Source organism: Demequina lignilytica (genome assembly GCF_030418305.1).
Taxonomy (GTDB): domain Bacteria; phylum Actinomycetota; class Actinomycetes; order Actinomycetales; family Demequinaceae; genus Demequina; species Demequina lignilytica.
The window spans coordinates 199,058-222,643 of record NZ_JAUHPX010000003.1; the positions used below are offsets into that span (position 1 = coordinate 199,058).

A 23,586-nucleotide genomic window follows, 5' to 3' on the forward strand; every position below is an offset into this window, starting at 1 on the left:
GAGGAGGACCGTCAGGCCAGGAAGCGGTCGACCAGCGTCTCGGCGAGGCCCACGTAGCCGCCCGGCGTGAGCGCGGCGAGACGGTCCTTGGTCTCGGCGGGCAGCTCGAGGCCGCCCACGAAGGCCTGGATCGCGGCGGCGTCGATCTGCTGACCGCGCGTGAGCTCCTTGAGGCGCTCGTAGGGGTTCTCCATGCCGGGCACGCCCGCGATCGCGGCGGCGCGCATGGCCGACTGGATCGGCTCGGCGAGCACCTCCCAGGAGGCGTCGAGGTCGGCGGCCAGCGCCGCCTCGTTCACGCTCAGCGTGCCCAGGCCGCGGCGCACGTTGTCGATCGCGAGCAGCGAGTGCCCGAACGCGGGGCCGATGTTGCGCTGCGAGCTCGAGTCGGTGAGGTCGCGCTGGAGCCGCGAGGTCACCAGCGTGGCACCGAGCGTGTCGAGCAGCGCCGCCGAGATCTCGAGGTTGGCCTCCGCGTTCTCGAAGCGGATCGGGTTGATCTTGTGCGGCATCGCGCTCGACCCGATGGAGCCCTTGGTGGTCGCCTGCGCGAAGTAGCCGAGCGACACGTAGGTCCACACGTCGGTCGCGAGGTTGTGGAGAATGCGGCCGAACCGGGCGACGTCGGCGTAGAGCTCGGCCTGCCAGTCGTGGCTCTCGATCTGGGTGGTCAGCGGGTTCCACGTGAGCCCGAGGCCCTCGACGAACGTCCGCGACACCTCGATCCAGTCGGTGCCCGGCACGGCGGCGGTGTGGGCGCCGAAGGTGCCGGTCGCGCCGTTGATCTTGCCCAGGTACTCCTGGGAGGAGACGCGGTGCAGCTGGCGGCCCAGGCGGTGCGCGAGCACCGCGAACTCCTTGCCCAGCGTGGTGGGGGTGGCGGTCTGGCCGTGGGTGCGCGACAGCATCGGCACGGCCTTGGCGGCGCGCGCCAGGTCGGCGACCTGCCCGACCAGGGACGTCGCCGCGGGCAGCCACACGTCCTCGACCGCGCCCTTGACCATGAGCGCGTAGGAGAGGTTGTTGATGTCCTCCGAGGTGCAGGCGAAGTGGACCAGCTCGCTGAGCGGCGCGAGCGACGTGCCCTCGATCCGGCGCTTGATGTAGTACTCGACGGCCTTGACGTCGTGGACCGTGACCTTCTCGATCTCGGCGTGCTCGGCGATGCCGTCGGCGCCGAAGTCCGCGGGGATCGCGCGCAGGAGCGCCTTCTCGTCGTCGGTCAGAGGGCGGACGCCCGGGACCGCGTCCTGCTCGCACAGGTGGATGAACCACTCGACCTCGACGTGGAGGCGCATGCGGTTGAGCGCGGGCTCGGAGAGGTGGTCGACCAGCCCGGCGACGGCGCCGCGGTAGCGGCCGTCGAGGGGGCCGAGGGCGATGGGGGGCTCGATGGCTGCGAGGGAGGTCCAGGTCACGCGCACATTGTTCCATGCAGGCGCGGGCGGCGCGTCGGGCGGCTCCAGCCGCCGAAATGGCGACTCGGTGCACGAAAGTCGCTGCTTTCGTGCACCGGATCGCCATCTCGCGAGTAGGGGGGTGCGCTGGGGGCGGGGACGGTGCGTGGGCGGGGACGGTGCGTGGCCGGGGACGATGCGTGGGGCGCGGACGATGCGCGGGCGGCGTCCCCAACCGCGCGCCGCGCATCGTCGCTCCCCAGCGACCGAGGACCCGCGCCCCGGCAGGACGTCCGCCGCCTAGCGTCCACCGCATGGACGACTCGCTCCGCTTCCTCGCCCGGGCCCGCGACCAGCTCGCGCACGCCGAGCGGCTGCTGGCCGCCGCGGACGACGCGGCCTGGGCGGGCCCGAGCGCCTGGTCGTACCGGGAGCGCCTGGACGAGCGCCGGGCGGCCTGCGCGACGCTGCTCGCGGAGGTCGACGCGGCCTACGCCCAGGCGCTCGCGGCGCTCCGGGCCGCCGCGTGAGCGACGAGCCGCTCTGGTCGTACGGCGGTGCCGCAGGGCTCGCGGTCCGCCTCGAGGACCTGGAGCGGGCGCAGGCGGTGCTCGCGCTCGCGGGCGGCGAGCTCGAGGACGCCGTCTGGACCCTCGCGTCCGCGGCTCGAGCCGGCGGCCCCGCGACGGGGGCCGGCCCGGCGGGTCTCGCCGCCCGCGCCTCCGGGATCGCGCTGAGCTGCCGGGCGCTCTCCGCCGCGCTGGCGATCGCCGTGGAGCGCTACGCCGAGGCCGAGCGCGAGGCCGCCTCCGGTCTGTCCCTCGCCGTCCGCCTGGGCGAGGTGGGTGCCGACGCCGCGGGCTCCGTCGGCTGGGGGCTGCGGTGGGGCGCGGTGCTCGCGACGGCCCTCGCGAGCCCGATCGGCGCGGCGTCGCTGCTGTGGGACGACGGTCCGCGCCGGCTCGCGCCCGGAGGCCTGCCGCCGCACACCTCCTGGCTGAACGGCGAGCTCGCGCACGCCACGGTCGCCGCCCGGGTCGAGGACTACGACCGCGCGGTCGCGGCGCTCGCCGGCGCGCTCGCGGCCGCCGAGGCGCTCGAGCCCGACTACCGCGGGGTGGTCCCCGAGCCGGGCCCGCGCCCGGTGGCGCTCCGGGACGCCGGCGTCGCGGGGACGATGCGGCGCCTGGACTGGACCGAGCAGCTCGGCGGCGGCGCGGTCGCCATCGAGACGGTCGCCGCGTCCGACGGGTCGCGACGTCACGTCGTGTACATCCCCGGCACCCAGGACTGGGGCGTGACGGACCCCAACCCCGCCGATGCTCACGCCAACCTGGTCGCGGTCACCGGCGGGGTCCCCGACGCGGGCCGTGCGGTCCGCGACGCCCTCGACGCGCATGGCGTCGCCCCCGACGAGCCCGTGATGCTCGCCGGCCACAGCCAGGGCGGGCTCGTCGCGGCGGTGGGTGCGAGCGCGCTCGCCGACCGCTACCGGATCACCCACGTCCTCACGGCCGGCTCCCCCACGGGCAGGATCGCGACGCCGTCCGGGGTCGCGGTCCTGCACCTCGAGAACACGCGCGACGTGGTGCCCGGCCTCGACGGGCGCGCGAACCCCGACACGCGCGACCGCGTCACGGTGGTGCACGACAGGCGCCGGTCCGGGCAGGCCGAGGCCCCGGACGGCTCGCGGACCGTGGCCGAGGCCCACGCGCTCGAGGGCTACGCCGCCACCGGCGCGCTGGTCGACCGCGGCGCGGGTCCCTCGGTGCGCGCCTGGACGGACTCGGCCGGCGCCTACCTGACGGGGGGCCGCTCGGAGATCAGCGTGTACCGGCCCGCGTCATGAGGGGCCACGTGCACCTCGGTCGCGCCCCGGTCGCCGCAGCCATGCGCCCCCGGTGCGAAATGGCGGATCGGTGCACGAGAACCGCGGCTTTCGTGCACTGATCCTCCATCGTGGAGGGCCGGTCGCGGAGCGTCAGTCCCGGCGGGCGCCGGGCACGATCGCGCTCAGGATCGCGGTGATGATCGAGATCACCAGCGCGGCGAGCACGGTCTCCCAGAAGCCGCCGATGGTCAGCTCGGCCCAGGGCACCAGGGTGCTGAGCCACGAGGTGAGCCACAGCATGAACCAGGCCACCACCAGGGAGAACAGGCCGAGTGTGAGGATCTTGACCGGCAGCGTGAGGACGTCGACGATCGGCTTGATGAGCAGGTTCGCGGCGGTCATCACGGCGCCCACGAGCAGGAACACCCCGATCCGGGCCCACGTGCCGGTCTCGCCCCCGTCGACCACCACGCCCAGGGGCAGGAAGGTCACGAGCCAGACGGCGAGGGCGGTGATCGCTGACAGGAGCACGAAACGCATGGCGGTCATTCTTCCACGGGGGTGACATGCTTCTGGGTATGCCCGACACGCGCGAGACCGCCCTGCCCACGCCTCTGCCCGCCATCGCCGCGCTTCCCGCCTACGTGCCCGGCGCGCGTGGCAGCTCCGCGGTGCCGCCGGTGAAGCTGTCCTCGAACGAGAGCCCGGACGGTCCCGTGGTCGGCGTGGTCGACGCCGCCGCCGCGGCGAGCGAGGCGATCCACCGCTACCCGGACATGGCCGCGACCGAGATCACGGCCGCGATCGCCGCGTCCCTCGACCGCGACCCGGCGGAGGTCGTCGTGGGCGCGGGCTCGGTGGCGGTGCTCGCGCACCTCCTGCAGGCGTACGCGGGCCCGGGCGACGAGGTGATCTTCGCGTGGCGCAGCTTCGAGGCGTACCCGATCCTCACCGCGGTGGCCGGCGCGACGGCGGTCAAGGTCCCGCTGACCGCCGAGGCCCGCCACGACCTCCCGGCGATGGCCGCGGCGGTGACCGACGCCACGCGCGTGGTGATGCTGTGCTCGCCGAATAACCCCACCGGTCCGACCATCTCGACGGCCGAGCTCGAGGAGTTCATGGCGGCCGTGCCGACCCGCGTGCTCGTGGTCCTCGACGAGGCGTACGTCGAGTACGTCCGCGCGCAGGACGCGGTCTCCGGTCCCGCCGTGCTCGACCGGCACCCCAACCTGCTGCTGCTGCGCACCTTCTCGAAGGCGTACGCGCTCGCGGGGCTCCGCGTGGGCTACGCGGTTGGACCGGCCGGGCTGATCGCGCCGATCCGCGCCTGCGTGACCCCGTTCTCGGTGTCCGGACCGGCCCAGGCGGGCGCGCTCGCGGCGCTCGCCGCGCGTGAGACCTACCTCGAGCGGGCGGCCGCCGTGGTCGCCGAGCGCGAGCGCGTCGCCGCCGCGCTCCGCGCCGACGGCTGGACCGTCCCGGACGCGCAGGGCAACTTCGTCTGGCTGCCGGTGGGCCCCGCGACCCTCGACCTGGTCAAGCACCTGGGCGCCTCCGAGCCGGCGATCCTCGTGAGGCCGTTCGCCGGCGAGGGCGTCCGTGTCACCATCGGCGCGCCGGCGGAGAACGATGCGCTGCTCGCGCGGCTGGGCTCCTGGCAGGGTCCCCGGGCGGCGACGTGACCCGAGTCGTCGCGGTCGTCGTCGCCTTCAACCGCGCGGAGCTGCTGGTCGAGGTGCTCGACGGCCTGCGTGCTCAGACGGAGCCGCTCGCCGGGATCGTCGTGGTGGACAACGCGTCGACCGACGGCACGCGCGACGTGGCGGCCGCCACGGACGTCGACCTGGTCGCCCTCGACCGCAACACCGGCGGCGCGGGCGGGTTCGCCGCCGGCATCGCGCGAGCGCTGGTCCACCACGAGCCGGACTGGATCTGGATCATGGACGACGACTCCGTGCCGACCCCGACCGCGGCAGCGGAGCTGCGCGTGGCCGCCGAGGTGTCGGGCGCGGTGCTCGCCGCGTCCCGCGTGGTCTGGCACGACGGCCGCGACCACCCCATGAACACGCCGCGGCAGCGGCCCTTCGCATCGTCCCGCCGCCGGGCGGCGGCCGCCCGGGCGGGGGGCATCCCGGTGCGCTCCGCCTCCTTCGTGTCGATCCTGGTGCGCGCGGATGCCGCGCGGGAGCAGGGACTGCCGGTCGCGGACTACTTCATCTGGAACGACGACTTCGAGTACTCGACGCGCCTGCTGCGCGGCCGCGACGGCATCTACGCGCCCGCGTCGGTGGTGATCCACAAGACCAAGGCGTTCGGCAGCACCGACGTCGACCCCGGGCCGCGCTTCTACTACGAGGTGCGGAACAAGCTCTGGATGCTGCGGCGCTCCGCGTCCCTCAACCCGGCGGAGAAGGCGCTGTACGGCGGCGCCACGGTGCTGCGGTGGGCCCGGACGTGGCGCGGCTCGACCGACCGTGCCACGCTCCGCGACGCCTTCCGGCGCGGCTGGCGGGACGGCTGGCGCACCGTGCCGCGCCCCAACGCCACCGCGCTCGCCGATGTCGGTACAGTGGCGGCGGACATCGCCGCAGTGGAGGCAGGGAGAGCGCGTGGCTGAATCGCCCTTCTCGCTGCTGCTGCCCGTGTACCGCGGCGACAGCGCGCGCGACTTCCTCACCGCCTACCGGTCGAGCACCGACGAGCAGTCGCGACGCCCCGATCAGGTGGTGATCGTCCGGGACGGACCGGTGGGCGACGAGCTCGCCGACGTGCTGGCGTCGGTGAGGCGCGAGGATCCCACCATCACGCTGGTGCCCCTCGACACCAACATCGGCCTCTACGGCGCGCTCGAGCGCGGCCTGGAGGCCAGCGCGCACGACATCGTCGCGCGGATGGACGCCGACGACATCTCGCTGCCCGGTCGCTTCGCCCGGCAGCTGTCCGCGATGGACGCCGGCCTCGACCTGGTGGGCACCGGCCTGTACGAGTTCGAGACGGACATGGACCACGTGGTCGGGCGGCGGACCCCGCCGGTCGGCGACAGGATCCGGGCGACGGCCCGCTTCCACCAGCCCTTCAACCACCCCACGGTGGTCTACCGGCGCTCGGTGGTGGCGGCCGCGGGCGGGTACCAGCCCATGGGCCGCATGGAGGACTACTGGCTGTTCGCGCGGATGCTGATGCAGGGCGCGAAGGCGGACAACATCCCGGAGCCTCTGCTCGGGTACCGCGTCGACGCCGGCGCCTACCGGCGTCGCGGGGGATGGGACCAGTTCAAGTCCGAGATCGAGCTGCAGCGCGCGTTCCGGAGGATCGGCTTCACCACGCGCACCCAGGAGCTGCGGAACCTGGCGGTGAGGGGCGCGTACCGCCTGATGCCGACCGCCGTGAGGCGGGTCGTCTACCGCGGCGCCTTCGGGCACTGAGCCGCAGGCGGGCGCGCGTGCACGCAGGTCCGTGCGCGTTACCCTTTCCTACGTGAAGCTCATCGTCCAAGTGCCCTGCCTCAACGAGGAAGCCACCCTCGCCACCGTGCTCGGAGGGATCCCGACGGAGATCGAGGGCATCGACGAGATCGAGCTCCTGGTGATCGACGACGGCTCGTCGGACCGCACCGGCGAGATCGCGCGCGAGTTCGGCGCGCACGTGCTGCGCCACACGCGCCCGATGGGTCTCGCGCAGTCGTTCCGCGACGGCATCGACTACGCGCTCGCCCACGGTGCCGACATCGTGGTCAACACCGACGGCGACAACCAGTACCCGCAGGAGCGCATCCCGGATCTGGTCCGTCCGGTCCTCGACGGGGTCGCCGACATCGCGATCGGCGACCGCCAGACCCACACCATCGAGCACTTCTCGCCGTTCAAGAAGACGATGCAGCGGTTCGGCTCGTGGGTGGTGAACCGGGCGGCGGGCACCGACCTGCCCGACGCCGCCTCCGGCTTCCGCGCCTACTCGCGCTGGTCGCTCTACCGCCTCAACGTGGTCACGCAGTTCTCGTACTGCATGGAGACCATCATCCAGGCGGGCAACAAGCGGCTGTCCATCGCCTCCGTGCCCATCGACACGAACCCGAAGACCCGCGAGTCGCGGCTGTTCTCGAACATGTTCGAGCACATGCTGAAGTCGGGCCAGGCGATCCTGCGCTCGTACATCATGTTCAAGCCGTGGAGCATCTTCGCGGCGCTGGCGTGGGTCTTCGGGCTGATCGGCCTCTACCCGTTCGTGCGCTACGCCGTGCTGCTCGCCACCGGCGACCACGGCAACCACTTCCAGTCGCTCATGCTCGGCACGCTGCTCCTGATCGGCGCGCTGCTGTCCATCGCGCTCGGAGTGCTCTCCGACCTGTCCAAGACCAACCGCATCCTCCAGGAGCAGGCGCTCGAACGCCTCAAGGAGCAGCAGTACGGCCCCGTCACCCCGCGGGTCGGAATCAAGGAGATCCCGTGATCGGCAAGCTCAAGAGCATCGCCAAGACCGCGCTGGCGAACCCCGCCATCCGCAAGACCTACAACGCCGCCAACCGCGGCGTCCTCGAGGTCGCCGCCTCCACGCGGGTGGGCGCCACGGCGTACTCGCTGCTGGGCTTCGCCACGCACAACCGCGAGCAGTGGGCGGTCCTGTCGGGCCGGCGCGCGTACTACCGGAACCTCACCACGCACCGCGCGAACCACGTGGAGCTCCGTCGCAACGTCCACCGGCTCGAGAAGGGCATCCTGATGCAGCCGCGCCGCGCGGTCTTCGCGCGCGACTACATCGAGGAGACGGTCGAGTTCTACGCGCACGCGCTGGAGCGGCCGCACACGGTGTCGAACATCGATGCGGGCGAGATGCAGTGGGCCTACGACGTCCTCTCCGAGTACTTCTCGATCGTCACGGACGACGACCCGGGCGTCGCGCGCTCGCGCGTCCGCTTCGAGTCGCTGCCCGCCTACTCGTCGTCCGCGGACGTGCGCCCCTATCCGCAGGGCACGCTCGCACGCACCGACATCACGTTCGACCAGATGCTGCAGCTCGCCGAGTCGCGTCGCTCCATCCGCTGGTTCCAGGACAAGCCCGTCCCGCGTGAGCTGGTCGACCAGGCGCTGCTGGTCGCACGCCAGTCGCCCTCCGCCTGCAACCGCCTGCCGTACGAGTTCCTGGTGTTCGACGAGCCGGAGCAGGTCAAGGTCGTGTCGGGGATCCCGTTCGGCGCCGCCGGGTACGGCCATCAGATCCCCACGATCGTCGTGGTCAAGGGCGACCTGTCGAACTACTTCTCGCCGCGGGACCGCCACGTGCCGTACATCGACTCGTCGCTCGCCACCATGGGCTTCATCTACGCCCTCGAGACGCTCGGCCTCAGCTCCTCGATCATCAACTGGCCCGACTTCGAGCCGCTCGAGGCGAAGATGGCGAAGACCCTCGGCCTCGCGCCGCACGAGCGGGTGATCATGCTCATCGCCGTCGGCTACGCCGATCCCGACGCCCTGGTCGCGTACTCCAAGAAGAAGGAGATCGACAACATCAGGACGTACAACTCCCTTGGCTGACAGCCCGGCGGGAGACGACGACCTCGACGCGTCGGACGGCTCGCCGACTCCGGCGCGCCGCGCCCCCTGGTGGCGTGGCAGGGCGATGCGGACCGCGGTCGCGGTCGCGGTCATCGGCGTGGTCGCGTACTTCTTCGGCCGGTCCCTGGCGAGCAACTGGGACAATCTCCGCGAGGAGGACCTCTCGCTGGGCTGGTGGGCGGTCGCCGCGACCGTCGCGTTCGTGCTCGCCGTGGCCGTCTCCGGCACCCTGTGGGGACGGATCGTCCGCCGGCTCGACCCGACCCCGGTCTCGGGCGTCGAGGCGGTCCGCGTCCACTTCTCCTCGTGGCTCCTGAAGTACGTGCCCGGGCAGGTCGGGTTCGTCCTCAACAAGGTGGTGTGGGGGCAGCGGCGCGGCGTCTCGCGGCTGGTGATCCTCATCTCGGTCGTCTACGAGAACGCCTTCCTGCTGCTCGGCTCGACCATCCCCATGGTCGCCATCCTCGCCCTCGCCCGCGGCGGCTCTCTCGAGGTCTCGGGGACGGTGTGGCTCGCCCTCGCGGCCATGGTGCCGCTCGCGGCCGCCACCCACCCCGCGGTGTTCCACCGCGTGGTGTCGGTGCTGGGACGACGCACGCTCAAGCGTGACGTCCCCCGCGACCTGTTCCTCCCGTTCGGGGTGACGATGCGCTTCCAGGCCGCGTTCCTCCTGCCCCGGGTGATCAACGGCGTGGGCATCGCGTTCATCGCAGCGGCGCTCGCGGGCGCCGGCCCCGAGTCGTGGCTCCCGTTGACCGCGGCCTATGCTGTTGCGGGCGCGGTCGGCATCCTGGCGGTGTTCGTGCCCAGCGGACTCGGCGTGCGGGAGGCCGTGTTCGTCCTCTTCGCGGCGCCGTACCTCGGCACCGAGAAGGCGATCGTGGTCTCGCTCGTGGCACGCGTGCTCGCGACCGTCGCCGACGCCCTGATCGCGGGCGTCTACGGCATCCTCACCCTCCAGACCCGAAAGACGAGGCAGCAGTCATGAAGGTGGCCATCATCGGTTCGGCCTTCTCCGGCAACCGCGGCGCCGCCGCGATGCTCGAGAGCTCCATCGCGCATCTCACCGCGCAGGGCGACGACGTCGAGATCACGCACCTCAGCATGTACCCGCGCTCGGACGCGGACCTCAACGTGCACGACAACGTGGAGGTCATGGATGCGTCGCCCCTGCGGCTGGGCGTGCTCATCAACGGCGGCGCGCTGCTGTGGCGCCTGCTGCCCCCGGCGCGCGACGCGATCCGCAAGGCGGTGCCCGAGGTCGGCGCGATCGCCGATGCCGACGTGCTCCTCGACGAGGGTGGCATCACCTTCGTGGACGGCCGCGAGAAGTACCTGATCTACAACGTCGCGTCCATCCTCCCCGCGCTCAACACCGGGACGCCGGTGGTGAAGTGCGCGCAGGCGCTCGGGCCGTTCGAGAACCCGGTGAACCGCGCGCTCGCCGGCATCTACCTGCCGAAGATGGCGGCGATCATCTCGCGCGGCGCCATCACGCACGAGCACCTCATGGGCCTGGGCCTCACCAACGTCACCGCCGGCGCGGACATGGCGTTCACGCTCGACATCACGCCGGAGGACCGCGAGATCGCGGAGGCCTCGGTGCCCGCCTCGTTCTTCGCGGGCGGCGATGTGGTGGGCTACTCGCCCTCCCAGGTGCTGCGCGAGTCCGCCGCGAAGCGCGGCGAGGACTACGTGGCCGAGGTGGTCCGCCACATCGACCACCTCACCGAGGTCATGGGCCGTCCGGTCCTGCTCATCGCGCACTCCACGCGCCCCAACCCCGACAAGCTCCACAACAACGACGGCCCCGTGTGCCGCGAGATCCTCGCGAACGTCGCGTCGCCGGAGAAGGTGCGCTTCGCCGAGGGCGAGCTCACGCCGGGTGCCCTGCGCGTGCTCATCGGGCAGTGCGACCTGTTCGTCGCCTCCCGTTTCCACGCCATGGTCTCCTCGCTGGCGCAGGGCGTGCCGACCCTGGTGCTCGGCTGGTCGCACAAGTACCGCGAGGTGCTCGACCAGGTGGGTCAGGCCGAGTGGGCGATGGCGGCCAGCGACGCCACCGTCGAGGCCTTCGAGGAGCGCATGACCGACCTCGACCGGGCCAAGCAGGAGATCCGCGCGCAGCTCACCACGGCCGTCCCCGCCGTGCGCGAGACCGCGATGGAGCAGTTCGGCATCATCCGTCGCGTGGCCCGCGAGGGGCGGATCGGCCGCGCCGCGAAGGCCGCGATCAAGGGCTACCTCAGCACGCCCGCGCCCTCCGAGCGCTAGTTCCTGGGAGTCGCGGCGACGCGCGGCGAGGCTGCCTCAGCGGCTCCGCCGACGGACGTAGCATGGGCCGACCATGCTGAGGACCTCGACGCCACGCGCTCGCCGCACCCTGATCGCCGCCGCATCCGCCGCGGCGCTCGGTGCGGTGCTGTCGGGCTGCACCTCGACGGCCGGGACCGAGGCCTCGGCGAGCCCCACCGCGGAGGCCTCGGGCACCGGGACGGCGGCGCCGTCCGAGCCGAGCGCGGGCGCCACCTCCGCCGACGCATCGTCCACCCCCGAGCCGACGCCGACGGTGGACGCTGTCGCGAGCGACCCCCCGGCGACCACCCCCACGCCGGCACCGGGGGAGAGCCGCGCGCAGGTCACGGTCACGGTGACCAGCTGGGGCGTGTCCAACGGACTGTTCTCCGCCGGCGCGGTGGTCGAGGGCGTCGTCGAGGACGGGGCCCTCTGCTTCATGACCATGACCAAGGGTGACCGCACCGTGACGGCCAACGGCCAGTCAGCGCGCTCCGCGGCGTCGAGCAGCTGCGGCGACGGGCTGATCGTCGACCTCGACGACCTGTCGAGCGGGACCTGGGCGCTCACGATCGCCTTCCGGTCGGACACCGCCGAGGGGACCTCGGCCCCCCAGGAGGTGGACATCCCATGACCGTCGCCGTCGGCTCGAGGCTCACCGTGCTCGTCCTGGGCCTCGCGACCCTGGTCGCCGTGCTGGCGCCCGCGCAGCCCGCCGCGGCCCTCGTCACCGATGGGTTCGACCGGTCGATGATCATCTCGGACGCGCTGTTCTACGACTCCGACGCGATGACGGCGAAGGAGATCCAGGCCTTCCTCGACGAGAAGGTCCCGGAGTGCGAGCCCGAGCGAGACGCGGATCCGGACGACATCGTGTGCCTCAAGGACTACGTGACGGAGTTCGCGGCTCGGGACGCCGCGGTGCTCGCCGACGGCACCGTGCTGTGCAAGGCGATCAGCGCGCGCACCGGGGTGACCGCCGCGAAGGTGATCGATATCGTCGCCCGCGCCTGCGGGGTGAGCCAGAAGGTGATCCTGGTCACCCTGCAGAAGGAGCAGGGCCTGGTCACGAACACCTACCCGAGCTCCTGGCGCTACCGGTCGGCGATGGGCTACGGGTGCCCGGACAGCGGCACGTGCGCGGAGCTCTACTACGGGTTCTTCAACCAGGTCTACAACGCGGCGAAGCAGTTCAAGCGCTACCAGGCGAACCCGACGAGCTACGGCCATGTCGCCGGACGCACCACGAACCTGAAGATCCACCCGGCGAACACCACGGCGACCGCCTCGTGCACGGCGACCATCGAGGTGGTCATCAAGAACCAGGCCACGGCCGGCCTGTACAACTACACGCCCTACACGCCGAACGCGGCGGCGCTGGCGGCCGGCTGGGGCACCGGCGACACCTGCTCGTCGTACGGCAACCGCAACTTCTACAACTACTACACGACCTGGTTCGGCCCGACCACGGGCTACCCGGTGGCGGCCCGCTTCGCCTCGACGTACGAGTCCCATGGCGGCGCTGACGTCCTGGGCGCAGCGCTGACGGCCGGCGTGCGCGTCGACGCGAACGGCGGAGGCTGGTACCAGCGGTTCTCCAACGGCACGCTGTACCAGACGGCCGACGGGATCTTCACGTACGTGCCCAACGGCTCGATCGCGACGGCGTACAAGGCGGCCGGCGGGCCCGGGGGTGCCTGGGGCTGGCCCATCGCGGACCGCGTCAAGGAGGACGGCGTCAACGTCATCGAGTTCCGCGAGGTGCGCGCGGCGTACGTGGGCGGCACGGTCGTCGTGGGCTACCCGTTCGCCGACGTGTCCGCGAACGCCGCGTCGAACGACTACAGCGAGCACGCGGAGGCCATCTTCTGGATGGCGTCGTCGGGCCTGTCGACCGGCTGGGACACCACCGAGGGCGTCGTCTACCGCCCCCTCTCGAGGATCACCCGCGACGCGATGGCCGCCTTCCTCTACCGGTACACGGCGCCCGACTACAGCCCGCCGGGCTCGTCGAGCTTCATCGACGTGACGACCACCTCCTCGTTCTTCGCCGAGATCGAGTGGCTCGCCTCGACGGGGGTGTCGACGGGCTGGAGCACCTCGGCCGGGGCCGAGTACCGCCCGCTGTCGAACATCACCCGCGACGCGATGGCCGCGTTCCTCTACCGGCTCGCGGCCCCCGAGGACTACGTCGCTCCGACCAGCTCGCCGTTCGTCGACGTCACGCCGTCCCACCCGTTCTACACGGAGATCTGCTGGCTCGCGGAGACCGGCATCTCGACCGGCTGGAACACCTCGGCGGGCGCGGAGTACCGGCCGGGCTCGACCATCGGTCGCGACGCCATGGCGGCGTTCCTGTACAGGTTCGACCAGCTCGACGGCTGAGCCCGCGGGCCCGGGGCGGTCAGGGACGAGCGAGCACGCCCGCGTCCACGAGGCTGTCCTGGAGCCCGCCGGCGGGCACCCACACGCTGTAGCCGTAGTTGCTCGAGTCGGGCACGTTGAGCGCGCCGAGGTCGGCCGCGAGATCCCAGTCGTCGCACGCGATCACCACGTCCGCGGCGAAGGCCTCCTCGTCGCCGACCAGGTCCACCTGTCGGGGCGAGAGCCAGTAGCCCACCCAGTTGGCGGTCGTGTCGCGGCCGGCGATGCTGGCGCCGCAGTCGATGTCCACGTCGATCGCGACGAGTCCGTCGCTGACCGTCTCGACACGGTCGATCCCGGACTCGATCCGGTCGGGCAGCTCACGTGCGAGCGACGGGTCGGACAGGTGCGCGTACCAGGCGGCACCGACCACGAGGGCGCCCGCGAGGACGCGGGGCCAGCGCGACAGCACGACCGTGACCGCCTGTGCCGCGAGCACCACGAGGGAGGCGATCACCCAGAACCGGTTGGGCCCGGTGAGCGTCGGGGTCAGCGGGATCGCGTGCGGCTCGGTCGGCCACATGCCCTCCCAGGCGCGCAGCGCCGCCACGTTGCCCGGGCCGTAGGTGGAGCCCCACGTCGGGATCGAGTCGGCGAACACCGTCAGCATGCCCGCGACGACCACGACCGTCGACCCGACGGCGATGCCGATCAGCGCCAGCGACATGCGCCGCAGCAGGGCCGCGATGCCCGCCAGGATCACCACCAGCACGAACGGCGCGATGTAGCGGGTGTAGAGCCACGAGTCCAGGCGCGGCTCGGCGTTGTAGAAGTGAGCCCCGAGGTTGGACCAGTTGAGGATCGACACCAGGCACCCGGCGAGGGACAGCCCGAGGATGAAGACGCCGGGACCGAAGCGGCGCTCCGTGAGCACCTCGCGACCGGCCCACACCGCGACCACCACGGCACCGAAGGCCACCAGGCCCAGCGTGCCGACGAGCTGCGCCCAGGTCTGCGAGAAGGCGATCTTCATGATCAGCACCGGATCGAGATCCGACAGGGACCGCTGCAGCGCGCCGCCCTGGCTGAAGTCTCCCCACAGCACGAGCTCGGCGAGCGCCTTGGCGGCGCGGTTGACCAGCAGGGATGCCGGGACGAGCACCGCCAGGGTGACCCCTGCGGTGAGCCGGTGCGTGCGGGAGAACAGGAGGCCGGCGAGCCAGATCGCGGCCACGCCGATCCCGACGATCATCCGCGGATGCGTGAAGACCCCCGCGAGCAGGGCGAGCGCAAGGAGGCCCGCTCTCCCGAAGGTCGGGCGCTCCCAGTAGCGGTAGGCGAGGTAGGCGGCCAGCACCAGCAGGAAGCCGACGAACTGCTCGGCCAGGACGTAGTCGGCCAGTCCCGTGTACGCGGGGAGGGTCAGCGTGACCGCAGAGGCGAGGATCGCCTGCGGCGTCGAGAGGCCCATGCGCCTGGCCAGGCCGATCAGCGGCAGGATGGTCGCGAAGCCCACCACGTTGGAGACCAGGTTGGCCCACGCGTAGACCGTCGCCGCGTCGGACGTGAACCACCAGATGGGCGCGATCACGATCGAGGCCAGCGGGTAGTACCCGCGGGTGATCATCAGCGGCACATCGTCCTGGCCGGCGAAGACGCGCGCGAGCTCGAGGACGCCGTTCTCGTCCCACGGCGTCCGCGGCGCGATCGCGGAGCGCGACACGACGTACATCGCGAGGAGGAGCATGGCGACGGAGGCCGCGGCGAGCACCCACCACCACCGCGAGTCCCGCAGACGGCTGGGCAGCGGCGAGGACCCGAGGGTCGTGGGCATCACCGAGGTGGCGGCCTGCATCCGTCACGTCCTTTCGTCGGGTCTGCGCACGCCGGCCGCGCCCGGCGGGCCTCCGCGGCGACGACGGGCACGCGCGTCCTGCTCGTACGTGAGGATACCTGCCGTGCCCGCCCGGCACGGTGGCGGACGATGCGGCGGTGCCGCGTGCCAGAATGGGCAGCCGTGAGCGCAGTCGAGACGCGAGCGCGGGAGCGCCGGACCTGGCGGCTCGGCCTCGCCTCCGTGACCCTGCTGGTCCTGCTGGTGGGAGCGGCATGGTCCCTCATGGCCGAGCCGTTCACCAAGGTCGACGAGCCGCGCCACTTCAACTCGGTGGTGCGCCTCATGGAGGGCGGCGGGTGGCCCGCACCGCGGGAGGCGCCGCTGCTCGACGCGGTGCGCGTCGCCGCGTCCGAGGCCGGGCATCCCTTCGCGGGCGACGAGGCCTCCCCCGCGCTCCCGGGCGAGCGCTCTGCGCTCGACGAGCACGAGGGGTCCACGCGCGGGATCGCCGACGATCCGGACTGGATGACGCAGCACCCTCCCGGCTACTACGGGCTCACCGCCGGACTGATCTCCGCCGTCGGCGGGCACGGCTGGAGCTGGGACCACGCGCTGCTCGCGATGCGGCTGCTCAGCGACCTGTGGGTCGCGCTCGCCACGATCCCTGTCGCGCTCGCGGCACGACGCCTGTCGGGATCCCCACGGGGCGCGCTCGTGGGAGCGGCGGCGGTGCTGGCGATCCCGCAGTACTTCCACGTGGGCGCGCTGGTGTCGAACGACGCGCTCTCGGTGCTCCTGGCCTCGCTGGTGCTGCACCAGTGCGTGGTCGCCATGGACTCGGAGCGTGGCTCGTGGCGGCGGGCGGCGGTGCTCGGCCTGACCCTGGGCGCGGGGCTGTTCGTCAAGGGGCTGTTCCTCACGCTGATCCCGGTGGTCGCGATCGCGCTCGCGGTGCCGGCGGTCCGCCGGCACGGCTGGCGGTGGCGTGCCCTGATCGCGCCCGCGATCGCCATGGCGGTCGCCTTCGCGACCGGCGGCTGGTGGTACCTGCGCAACCTCCTGGTCTACGGTGCGATCCAGCCGAGCAACTTCGGATCCGGCCGGGAGGACGTCGCGGCCGAGGGCTACGACCTCCTCGAGTTCGTCACCACGGCGCTGCTGCGACTCAACTCGACCTTCTGGGGCTCCCTCAACCCCGCGCTCGCGCTCCCCGGCTGGTACCTGGCCGGCGCCCTCGTCGTCACGCTCCTCGTGGTGGTGGTGGGTGCCATCCGCTCCCGGCATCGTCTGATCCTGCTGGTGCTCGCGGCGTACCCGGTGGCGCTGCTCGCCATCACGCTCAACCACGCGTGGGAGATCTACTGGAACTACGGACTGTTCCGTGGGATCCAGGGGAGATACCTGTTCCCCGCGATCCTGATCCTCGGCGTCCTCGTGGCGATCAGCTGGTCCGTGGTCGAGCGGCGGCTGCGCGCGCCGCTGCCCGCGATCGGGGGAGCGGTCGCCGTGCTGGGCCTGGGCGCGGTGGCGTGCGCGGGCTGGATGGTCGCGCTGCACGGGTTCTGGCCGGAGGCCGGCTCCGTCGGCGAGGGCCTCGCGGTCATGTCCGCGGCGCTCGGGGTGCCGGGTGTGGTCGCGAACGTCCTGGTCGTCGCCGCCTTCGCCGCGCTCGCGCTCACGGCGGCCGCCGTCGCCGTCCAGCGCGGCACCGACGACGATGCGCGAACCGTCCCGGTCGCCCCCGCCCTCGCCCCGTCCTGAGGACCCGCCAGGACCGCCCGTTTTGCTGGCCTCTCATGGCCGCAGGTAGCCTTGACGCGACTGTGCGCCCGTCCAGGAGCGCACGACGACCATGGGAGTTTTCGCATGACTGATGTCGTGGTGGTGGGTTCCGGCTTCTTCGGCCTCACGGTCGCGGAGCGGCTCGCCGAGCAGCACGGCGCCAACGTGCTCCTGATCGACCGGAGGGCCCACATCGGGGGCAACGCGTACAGCGCACCCGAGCCGGAGACCGGGATCGAGGTCCACCAGTACGGGACCCACCTGTTCCACACGTCGAACGAGCGCGTGTGGGAGTACGTCAACCGCTTCACCGCGTTCACGGGCTACGTGCACAAGGTCTACACGACCCACCGCGGCGAGGTCTTCCCGATGCCGATCAACCTCGGCACCATCAACCAGTTCTTCCGCAGCGCCTACGGGCCCGAGGAGGCGAAGGCCGCGATCCGCGAGCAGGCCGCGGAGCTCGGAGGCAAGGAGCCCTCCAACCTCGACGAGCAGGGCGTGAACCTCATCGGCCGTCCCCTCTACGAGGCCTTCATCCGCAACTACACCGCGAAGCAGTGGCAGACGGACCCGACGGAGCTGCCGGCGTCCGTGATCTCGCGCCTGCCGGTCCGGTACACCTACGACAACCGCTACTTCAACGACACCTACGAGGGCCTGCCGGTCGACGGCTACACCGCGTGGCTCGAGCGCATGGCGGACCACAAGCGCATCGAGGTCCGCCTCGACACCGACTTCTTCGACGCATCCCAGGACGCGAGCAAGGCGGCCGTGGTCGGCCAGGTGCCCGTGGTCTACACCGGTCCCGTCGACCGCTACTTCGACTTCACCGAGGGCGACCTGTCGTGGCGCACGATCGACTTCGAGCAGGAGGTGCTGAACGTGGGCGACTTCCAGGGCACCCCCGTGATGAACTACGCCGACCTGGACGTGCCCTACACCCGGATCCTCGAGTTCCGGCACCTGCACCCCGAGCGTGACTGGTACCCGAAGGACCGGACGGTCGTGGTGAAGGAGTACTCGCGCTTCGCGGAGCGAGGCGACGAGCCGTACTATCCGGTCAACACCCCTGCCGATCGCGACCGGCTGGGGCGCTACCGCGACCTCATGACCGGCGAGAAGGACGTGTTCTTCGGCGGCCGGCTGGGCACGTACCAGTACCTCGACATGCACATGGCGATCGGTTCGGCTCTGTCCATGGTGGACAACAAGCTCGAGCCGATCTTCGGCGGGAAGGCGGCCTGATGACCGCGACGGCGACGACCGCGGGCAGCACCGCGCACGCGGCGGCCGACCGCCGCATCGTCCACCGGGTGGTGCTCCCGACCGACTCGGACCCGGACACCCTCCCGCTGTACGTCGACTTCACGCAGGCGCGCGCGCAGGTGCTGACGGAGCAGGCGCAGCGCAAGCGCGAGGCGGCCGGGGTGTTCGACGACCCGGTGCTCGCGATCAGTCCGCACGATGCGGGCGCCACCCTCGTCAGCAGGCGCGCGCTCGCGCTCGAGGACGGCTCGCACGTGTCCTTCGCGACGTACTTCAACGCGTTCCCGGCCTCCTACTGGCGCCGCTGGACCGACGTCGACACGGTCCGTCTGGTGGTCGAGCTGTCGGGACCCGCGACGCTGGTCGTCTACAAGTCGAACGCGCGCGGGCACGCGCAGCGCGTCGAGATGGTCGCGTCCGACGGCGGCGCGTCCGAGTTCGACCTGCCGCTCGCGCCGTTCGGCGACGGCGGGTGGTACTGGTTCGACCTGCTCGCCTCGGACGGCCCCGTGCGGCTGGTTCGCGCCGAGTGGACCGTGTCCGCCGCGCACGAGCGGGTCACCGGGACCGCCTCGGTCGGGATCACCACGTTCAACCGCCCCGACTACTGCGTCGACCAGCTCCTCACCATGGGCGCGGACCGGTCGCTCGACGGGGTCATCGACCGGATCTACGTGGTCGACCAGGGCAACCAGCGGGTCAAGGACGAGCCGCGCTTCGCGCAGGCCGCCGAGGTGCTGGGGGACCGCCTGGCATACCTGCGCCAGGGCAACCTGGGCGGCTCGGGCGGTTTCTCCCGCGCGATGGCGGAGACCCTCGCCGCCAGCGAGTCGGACTACGTGCTGCTGCTCGACGACGACGTGGTGTCCGAGCCCGAGGGCATCCTTCGCGCGGTCGCCTTCGCGAACTTCTGCCGGATCCCGACGATCGTGGGCGGGCACATGTTCTCGATGCACGAGAAGTCGGTGCTGCACGCCTATGCCGAGCGCGTGAACCGCTACTCGTTCTGGTGGGGTCCCGCCGCGGGCACCAAGGAGGGCCACGACTTCGGGTCCTACCCCCTGCGCGCGACCACCTGGCTCCACCGCCGTCACGACGGCGACTACAACGGCTGGTGGATGTGCCTCATCCCCACCCACGCGCTGCGCGAGGTGGGGCTGTCGCTGCCGGTGTTCATCAAGTGGGACGACTCCGAGTACGCGCTTCGCGCCGGCGCCCACGGGATCCCGACCGTGTCCCTGCCGGGTGCGGCCGTCTGGCACGTGCCGTGGACGGACAAGGACGACTCGATCGACTGGCAGGCGTACTACCACCAGCGCAACCGCTGGCTCGCGGCGCTGCTGCACTCGCCCTACAAGCGGGGAGGGGTGCTCCCGCGCGCCAGCTTCACCTCCGACGTGAAGCACCTGCTGTCGCTGCAGTACTCGGCCGTCGAGCTGCGGCTCAAGGCGCTCGAGGAGCTGCTCGAGGGCCCCGATCACCTGCACCGCACCATCGGGACCACGCTCGGCGAGGTGCGGTCGATGCGCGTGAAGCACACCGACGCGGTGGTCACCAAGGACCCGGCCGCCTACCCCATCACGCGCCGGCATCGTCCGCCGTCGAAGGGGCGGGACCCGGAGCGGCCCACCAACCCCGTCTCGTTCGTGATCGGCGCGGCGGTCGGCGCCTTGCGCCAGCTGCGTCCCGTCCGTGACGAGGCCCTCGCGATCCCCGAGGAGCGCGTCGCCTCGATGGCCGCGAAGTGGTGGAGGCTGTCGCAGATCGACTCGGCGGTGGTGACCTCGGCCGACGGCACCGGGGTGTCGCTCTACGTCCGCGATCGCGAGCTGTTCAGCGCCTATCTCCGCCGCAGCCTGAACCTGCACCGCAAGGCGATCGCGAGGTGGGACGACCTTCAGGCCGAGTACCGCGGCGCGCTGGACTCCTTCACCTCCCCCGACCAGTGGAAGGCGACGTTCGCGGCGAACGGCGTGGACGAGGATGACTGAGGTCTCCCCGAGGCCGCTCCCCGAAGGGATGGAGCGGCCGGGGGTCGCTCGCGGCCTCCTCACCCTGGTCTCCCATCGCTACCTGCTGACCCTGCTGGTGCGCAAGGAGCTGCGCGTCCGGTACCAGGCATCCGTGCTCGGACTCGCGTGGAGCTATGTGAAGCCGGGCGCGCAGTTCGCCGTGTTCTTCTTCGTGATGGGGCAGTTCCTCCAGCTGTCCCGTTCGATCCCTCCCTACGCGATCTTCCTGTTCTCCGGCATCGTCGTCGTCAACCTGTTCTCGGAGATCCTGGGCAACGCGACCCGCTCCGTCGTCGGCAACGCCCCGCTGGTGCGCAAGATCTTCCTGCCACGCCAGCTGTTCCCCCTGTCGACGGTGCTCGTCGCGCTCGTGCACTTCCTGCCGCAGCTGGTCATCCTGGTGATCGGCGCGCTCGTCTCGGGGTGGCGACCCGACCCCGCCGCGCTCGGTGCGGCCCTCCTGGGCGCCGTGCTCGTGATCGTCTTCGCGCTCGCGCTCGGCCTCCTGTTCGGCGCGGTCAACGTCGCCTTCCGCGACACCGAGAACACCGTCGACCTGATCCTCATGGTCGCGGTGTGGTTCTCGCCGGTGCTGTACAACATCGGGCTCGTGCGCGACCACTTCGGTGCCGACAGCTGGCTCACGCGCCTGTACGAGGCGAACCCGCTCACCATCGCCGTCGAGCTGTTCCACCGGGCCTTCTGGTACCCGGCGGCCGAGCCCGGCGTCCGGGACGGCGCCCTGATCGACCACGTCATGTGGCGCGGGGTCATCGCGCTCGTCGTGTGCATGGGCCTGCTGTGGGTCGGCGACCGCGTGTTCACCCGCCTGTCCCGCAACTTCGCGCAGGAGCTGTGATGGCAACCGACCCGTCCATCGAGACGCCCGAGGCGATCGTCGTCGACGGCCTGGTCAAGCGCTTCCGCTTCCGGCACGTCCACTCGCTCAAGGAGACCGTGGCCCGGTGGGTGCGCCGCGCCACGGTGGAGACCGACGAGTTCACCGCGCTCAAGGACGTGAACCTCACCATCCGCCAGGGCGAGACCGTCGCGCTGCTGGGATTCAACGGATCGGGCAAGTCGACCCTGCTGAAGTGCATCTCCGGGGTGCTCACGCCCGACGAGGGCCAGATCGGCGTCCGCGGTCGCATCGCCGGCCTGATCGAGGTGGGGGCCGGCTTCCACCCGGACCTCACGGGGCGGGAGAACGTCTACCTGAACGGCGCGATCCTCGGGATGAGCGAGGCCGAGATCGAGGCGCGCTTCGAGCAGATCGTCGCCTTCTCCGAGATCGAGGAGTTCATCGACCAGGAGGTCAAGTTCTACTCGTCGGGCATGTTCCTTCGCCTGGCCTTCTCCGTCGCGGTGCACACTGATCCTGACGTGTTCCTGGTCGACGAGATCCTGGCGGTGGGAGATGAGCCCTTCCAGCGCAAGTGCCTGGACCGGATCCGCGAGCTGCGCGCCTCGGGCAAGACGCTCGTGATCGTGAGCCACGACCTCAACATGGTCGCCGACCTGTGCGACCGTGGGATCCTCCTCGAGCACGGCGTGGTCGTGATGGACGATGAGCCGCACGCGGTGGTGCGCCGCATGCGGGGCGAGGGCTAAGGGGGCGGCGCGTTGGCTGACATCGACTACCGGGCCGTCGCGATCGAGGCGGGGCTTCCCCGCGTCGGCGCTCGCCCGTCCCTGTGGCGGTACCTCGTCGACCTCTGGCATCGGCGCCGCTTCGCGACCACGCTCGCGCGCTACCGGCTCGAGGCGACGCTCTCCGAGCAGCGGCTGGGGATCGCCTGGGTGGTGATCAGCCCGCTGCTGCAGGCGGCGGTCTACGGCACGGTGTTCGGGATCATCATGACCAGCGACTCGCGGCCGGACAACTTCGTGCCGTTCCTGGTCACCGGCTTCTTCCTGTTCACGTTCTTCTCGCAGTCCTTCTCGCAGGGCGCGAAGGCGCTGACGGGCAACGTGTCCCTGGTCAGGAGCCTCCACTTCCCGCGCATGCTGCTGCCGGTATCGGCGGTGCTCAAGGAGCTGTACACGCTCGCCCCCATGCTCGTGGTGCTGGTGGCGATCCTCATCGGGTTCGGGGAGCTGCCGACGCTGAACTGGCTGCTGATGGTGCCGATCCTCGCCCTGATGACCATGTTCAACCTGGGGGTCGCCCTGATCGCCGCGAGGCTCACGGTGCACCTGCGCGACATCGGCCAGCTGATCCCGATCATCACCAGGATCCTGTTCTACGCGAGCGGCATCTTCTACTCGATCGATCTGGTGCTCGCACCGCCGGCGCATCCGGCCTGGATGCTGCAGGTCGCGCAGTTCAACCCCGTCCACGCGTTCATCGAGCTCGGCCGTGGAGCGCTCCAGACCACGCAGGAGCTCGAGCCTCTCCTGTGGGTGGTCGCGTCTGGCTCCGCGCTGGTCACTCTCGTGTTCGGAGTGGTCTTCTTCTGGCGGGCGGAGGAGCGCTATGGACGCGCTTGAGACCAGGCGTCCGACCGTGGTGGTCGACGGGCTCGAGGTGGAGTACCGCTCGTTCGCGTCGGGCAAGGCCGCCGCGGACCGCCCGTCGCTGCTGCGCCGGCAGCGGGGCGTGCGGGTGGTCCACGCGCTCAAGGGCGTCTCGTTCCGTGTGGACGAGGGGGAGTCGATCGGCGTCATCGGGCACAACGGGTCCGGGAAGTCGACCCTGATGCGCGCGATCGCGGGGCTCCAGTCGCCGGCGGCCGGAGCGGTCTACGCTTCCGCGCGTCCGGCTCTCCTGGGCGTCAACGCCGCGCTGATCCCCGACCTGTCCGGGGACAAGAACATCACGCTCGGCGGTCTCGCGCTCGGGCTCACCCCCGAGGAGGTCGAGGCCGCCCGCGAGGAGATCGTCGAGTTCTCCGGGCTGGCGGAGTTCATCGACCTGCCCATGAAGACGTACTCGTCGGGCATGCAGGCACGGCTGCGGTTCTCGATCGCGATGGCGCGCCACCACCAGATCCTGCTGGTCGACGAGGCGCTGGCCGTCGGCGACAAGGAGTTCCGGGCCAAGAGCGAGCAGCGCATCCGCGACATGCGCGACCAGGCGAGCACCGTGTTCCTGGTCTCCCACTCGATGTCGTCCATCCGCGACACCTGCACCCGCGTCCTCTGGATCGACCACGGCGAGCTGCGCATGGACGGGGAGCCGAAGGCGGTCGTCAAGGCGTACAACGCCTCTCGCTGACCGTTCCCGGAGGCGGCCGGCCGTGCACCG

The 23,586-nt window shown here is 71.5% G+C and carries 21 protein-coding genes; 18 read left to right on the forward strand and 3 right to left on the reverse strand.

Annotated features, from left to right (window positions below):
• Positions 1-11: 11 nt before the first annotated feature.
• Entirely contained in the window at positions 12-1,418 is a 1,407-nt protein-coding gene (gene purB, locus QQX10_RS06300) for an adenylosuccinate lyase (protein WP_301119110.1), read from the reverse strand.
• A 293-nt stretch (positions 1,419-1,711) separates the two neighbouring features.
• Here purB and QQX10_RS06305 point away from each other — a divergent pair, with 293 nt between their 5' ends.
• Both QQX10_RS06305 and QQX10_RS06310 read left to right on the forward strand, forming a co-directional pair.
• The gene (locus QQX10_RS06305) at positions 1,712-1,927 is read left to right on the forward strand and encodes a hypothetical protein (protein WP_301119111.1); all 216 of its coding nucleotides are present in this window, start codon (positions 1,712-1,714) and stop codon (positions 1,925-1,927) included.
• Positions 1,924-3,246: an alpha/beta hydrolase family protein gene (locus QQX10_RS06310; protein ID WP_301119112.1), complete on the forward strand. Its 1,323-nt coding sequence runs from the start codon at positions 1,924-1,926 to the stop codon at positions 3,244-3,246. Before QQX10_RS06305 ends, QQX10_RS06310 begins: the two co-directional genes overlap by 4 nt.
• Before the next feature lie 132 nt (positions 3,247-3,378).
• Here QQX10_RS06310 and QQX10_RS06315 read toward each other — a convergent pair whose 3' ends face one another.
• The gene (locus QQX10_RS06315) at positions 3,379-3,768 is read right to left on the reverse strand and encodes a phage holin family protein (protein WP_301119113.1); all 390 of its coding nucleotides are present in this window, start codon (positions 3,766-3,768) and stop codon (positions 3,379-3,381) included.
• A gap of 38 nt (positions 3,769-3,806) precedes the next feature.
• Between QQX10_RS06315 and QQX10_RS06320 the strand changes: the two genes are divergently transcribed.
• The 9 genes from QQX10_RS06320 (at position 3,807) to QQX10_RS06360 (ending at position 13,460) form a co-directional block, all read left to right on the forward strand.
• Positions 3,807-4,910: a histidinol-phosphate transaminase gene (locus tag QQX10_RS06320; RefSeq protein ID WP_301119114.1), complete on the forward strand. Its 1,104-nt coding sequence runs from the start codon at positions 3,807-3,809 to the stop codon at positions 4,908-4,910.
• A complete protein-coding gene (locus QQX10_RS06325) occupies positions 4,907-5,845 on the forward strand; it encodes a glycosyltransferase (protein WP_301144532.1) in 939 nt (312 codons plus the stop codon). The genes QQX10_RS06320 and QQX10_RS06325 overlap by 4 nt, the downstream gene beginning before the upstream one ends.
• The gene (locus QQX10_RS06330; RefSeq protein ID WP_301119116.1) at positions 5,838-6,653 is read left to right on the forward strand and encodes a glycosyltransferase; all 816 of its coding nucleotides are present in this window, start codon (positions 5,838-5,840) and stop codon (positions 6,651-6,653) included. The genes QQX10_RS06325 and QQX10_RS06330 overlap by 8 nt, the downstream gene beginning before the upstream one ends.
• Before the next feature lie 52 nt (positions 6,654-6,705).
• Positions 6,706-7,677 (forward strand): glycosyltransferase family 2 protein, encoded by a 972-nt coding sequence (locus tag QQX10_RS06335; protein ID WP_301119117.1) that lies wholly within the window; start codon positions 6,706-6,708, stop codon positions 7,675-7,677.
• Positions 7,674-8,759, forward strand: coding sequence for a nitroreductase family protein (locus tag QQX10_RS06340; protein ID WP_301119118.1), 1,086 nt, complete (start codon positions 7,674-7,676; stop codon positions 8,757-8,759). Before QQX10_RS06335 ends, QQX10_RS06340 begins: the two co-directional genes overlap by 4 nt.
• On the forward strand, positions 8,752-9,768 hold the full coding sequence (locus tag QQX10_RS06345; RefSeq protein ID WP_301119119.1) for a lysylphosphatidylglycerol synthase domain-containing protein: 1,017 nt from the start codon (positions 8,752-8,754) through the stop codon (positions 9,766-9,768). Before QQX10_RS06340 ends, QQX10_RS06345 begins: the two co-directional genes overlap by 8 nt.
• Entirely contained in the window at positions 9,765-11,054 is a 1,290-nt protein-coding gene (locus QQX10_RS06350) for a polysaccharide pyruvyl transferase family protein (RefSeq protein WP_301119120.1), read from the forward strand. The genes QQX10_RS06345 and QQX10_RS06350 overlap by 4 nt, the downstream gene beginning before the upstream one ends.
• A gap of 73 nt (positions 11,055-11,127) precedes the next feature.
• Positions 11,128-11,709 carry a hypothetical protein gene (locus QQX10_RS06355; protein ID WP_301119121.1) on the forward strand — a complete coding sequence of 194 codons (582 nt, stop codon included), beginning with the start codon at positions 11,128-11,130 and terminating at the stop codon, positions 11,707-11,709.
• On the forward strand, positions 11,706-13,460 hold the full coding sequence (locus QQX10_RS06360) for an S-layer homology domain-containing protein (protein ID WP_301119122.1): 1,755 nt from the start codon (positions 11,706-11,708) through the stop codon (positions 13,458-13,460). The genes QQX10_RS06355 and QQX10_RS06360 overlap by 4 nt, the downstream gene beginning before the upstream one ends.
• Positions 13,461-13,479: 19 nt before the next feature.
• Here QQX10_RS06360 and QQX10_RS06365 read toward each other — a convergent pair whose 3' ends face one another.
• Positions 13,480-15,294, reverse strand: a complete 1,815-nt coding sequence (locus QQX10_RS06365) for a hypothetical protein (protein WP_301119123.1) — start codon at positions 15,292-15,294, stop codon at positions 13,480-13,482.
• Between the two features lie 162 nt (positions 15,295-15,456).
• On the opposite strand from QQX10_RS06365, the gene QQX10_RS06370 reads away from it, so the two are divergent.
• The 7 genes from QQX10_RS06370 (at position 15,457) to QQX10_RS06400 (ending at position 23,556) form a co-directional block, all read left to right on the forward strand.
• Positions 15,457-17,037, forward strand: a complete 1,581-nt coding sequence (locus QQX10_RS06370; protein WP_301119124.1) for a DUF2142 domain-containing protein — start codon at positions 15,457-15,459, stop codon at positions 17,035-17,037.
• Positions 17,038-17,142: 105 nt separating this feature from the next.
• Positions 17,143-18,306: a UDP-galactopyranose mutase gene (gene glf / locus QQX10_RS06375; protein WP_301119125.1), complete on the forward strand. Its 1,164-nt coding sequence runs from the start codon at positions 17,143-17,145 to the stop codon at positions 18,304-18,306.
• Entirely contained in the window at positions 18,306-20,318 is a 2,013-nt protein-coding gene (locus tag QQX10_RS06380; RefSeq protein WP_301119126.1) for a glycosyltransferase, read from the forward strand. Before glf ends, QQX10_RS06380 begins: the two co-directional genes overlap by 1 nt.
• Positions 20,311-21,198: an ABC transporter permease gene (locus tag QQX10_RS06385; protein ID WP_301119128.1), complete on the forward strand. Its 888-nt coding sequence runs from the start codon at positions 20,311-20,313 to the stop codon at positions 21,196-21,198. The genes QQX10_RS06380 and QQX10_RS06385 overlap by 8 nt, the downstream gene beginning before the upstream one ends.
• Positions 21,198-21,950 carry an ABC transporter ATP-binding protein gene (locus QQX10_RS06390; protein WP_301119130.1) on the forward strand — a complete coding sequence of 251 codons (753 nt, stop codon included), beginning with the start codon at positions 21,198-21,200 and terminating at the stop codon, positions 21,948-21,950. The genes QQX10_RS06385 and QQX10_RS06390 overlap by 1 nt, the downstream gene beginning before the upstream one ends.
• Positions 21,951-21,962: 12 nt before the next feature.
• On the forward strand, positions 21,963-22,829 hold the full coding sequence (locus QQX10_RS06395; RefSeq protein WP_301119132.1) for an ABC transporter permease: 867 nt from the start codon (positions 21,963-21,965) through the stop codon (positions 22,827-22,829).
• Complete coding sequence (locus QQX10_RS06400) at positions 22,816-23,556, forward strand: ABC transporter ATP-binding protein (protein ID WP_301119134.1); 741 nt, start codon at positions 22,816-22,818, stop codon at positions 23,554-23,556. The genes QQX10_RS06395 and QQX10_RS06400 overlap by 14 nt, the downstream gene beginning before the upstream one ends.
• The last annotated feature ends 30 nt before the right edge of the window (positions 23,557-23,586 follow it).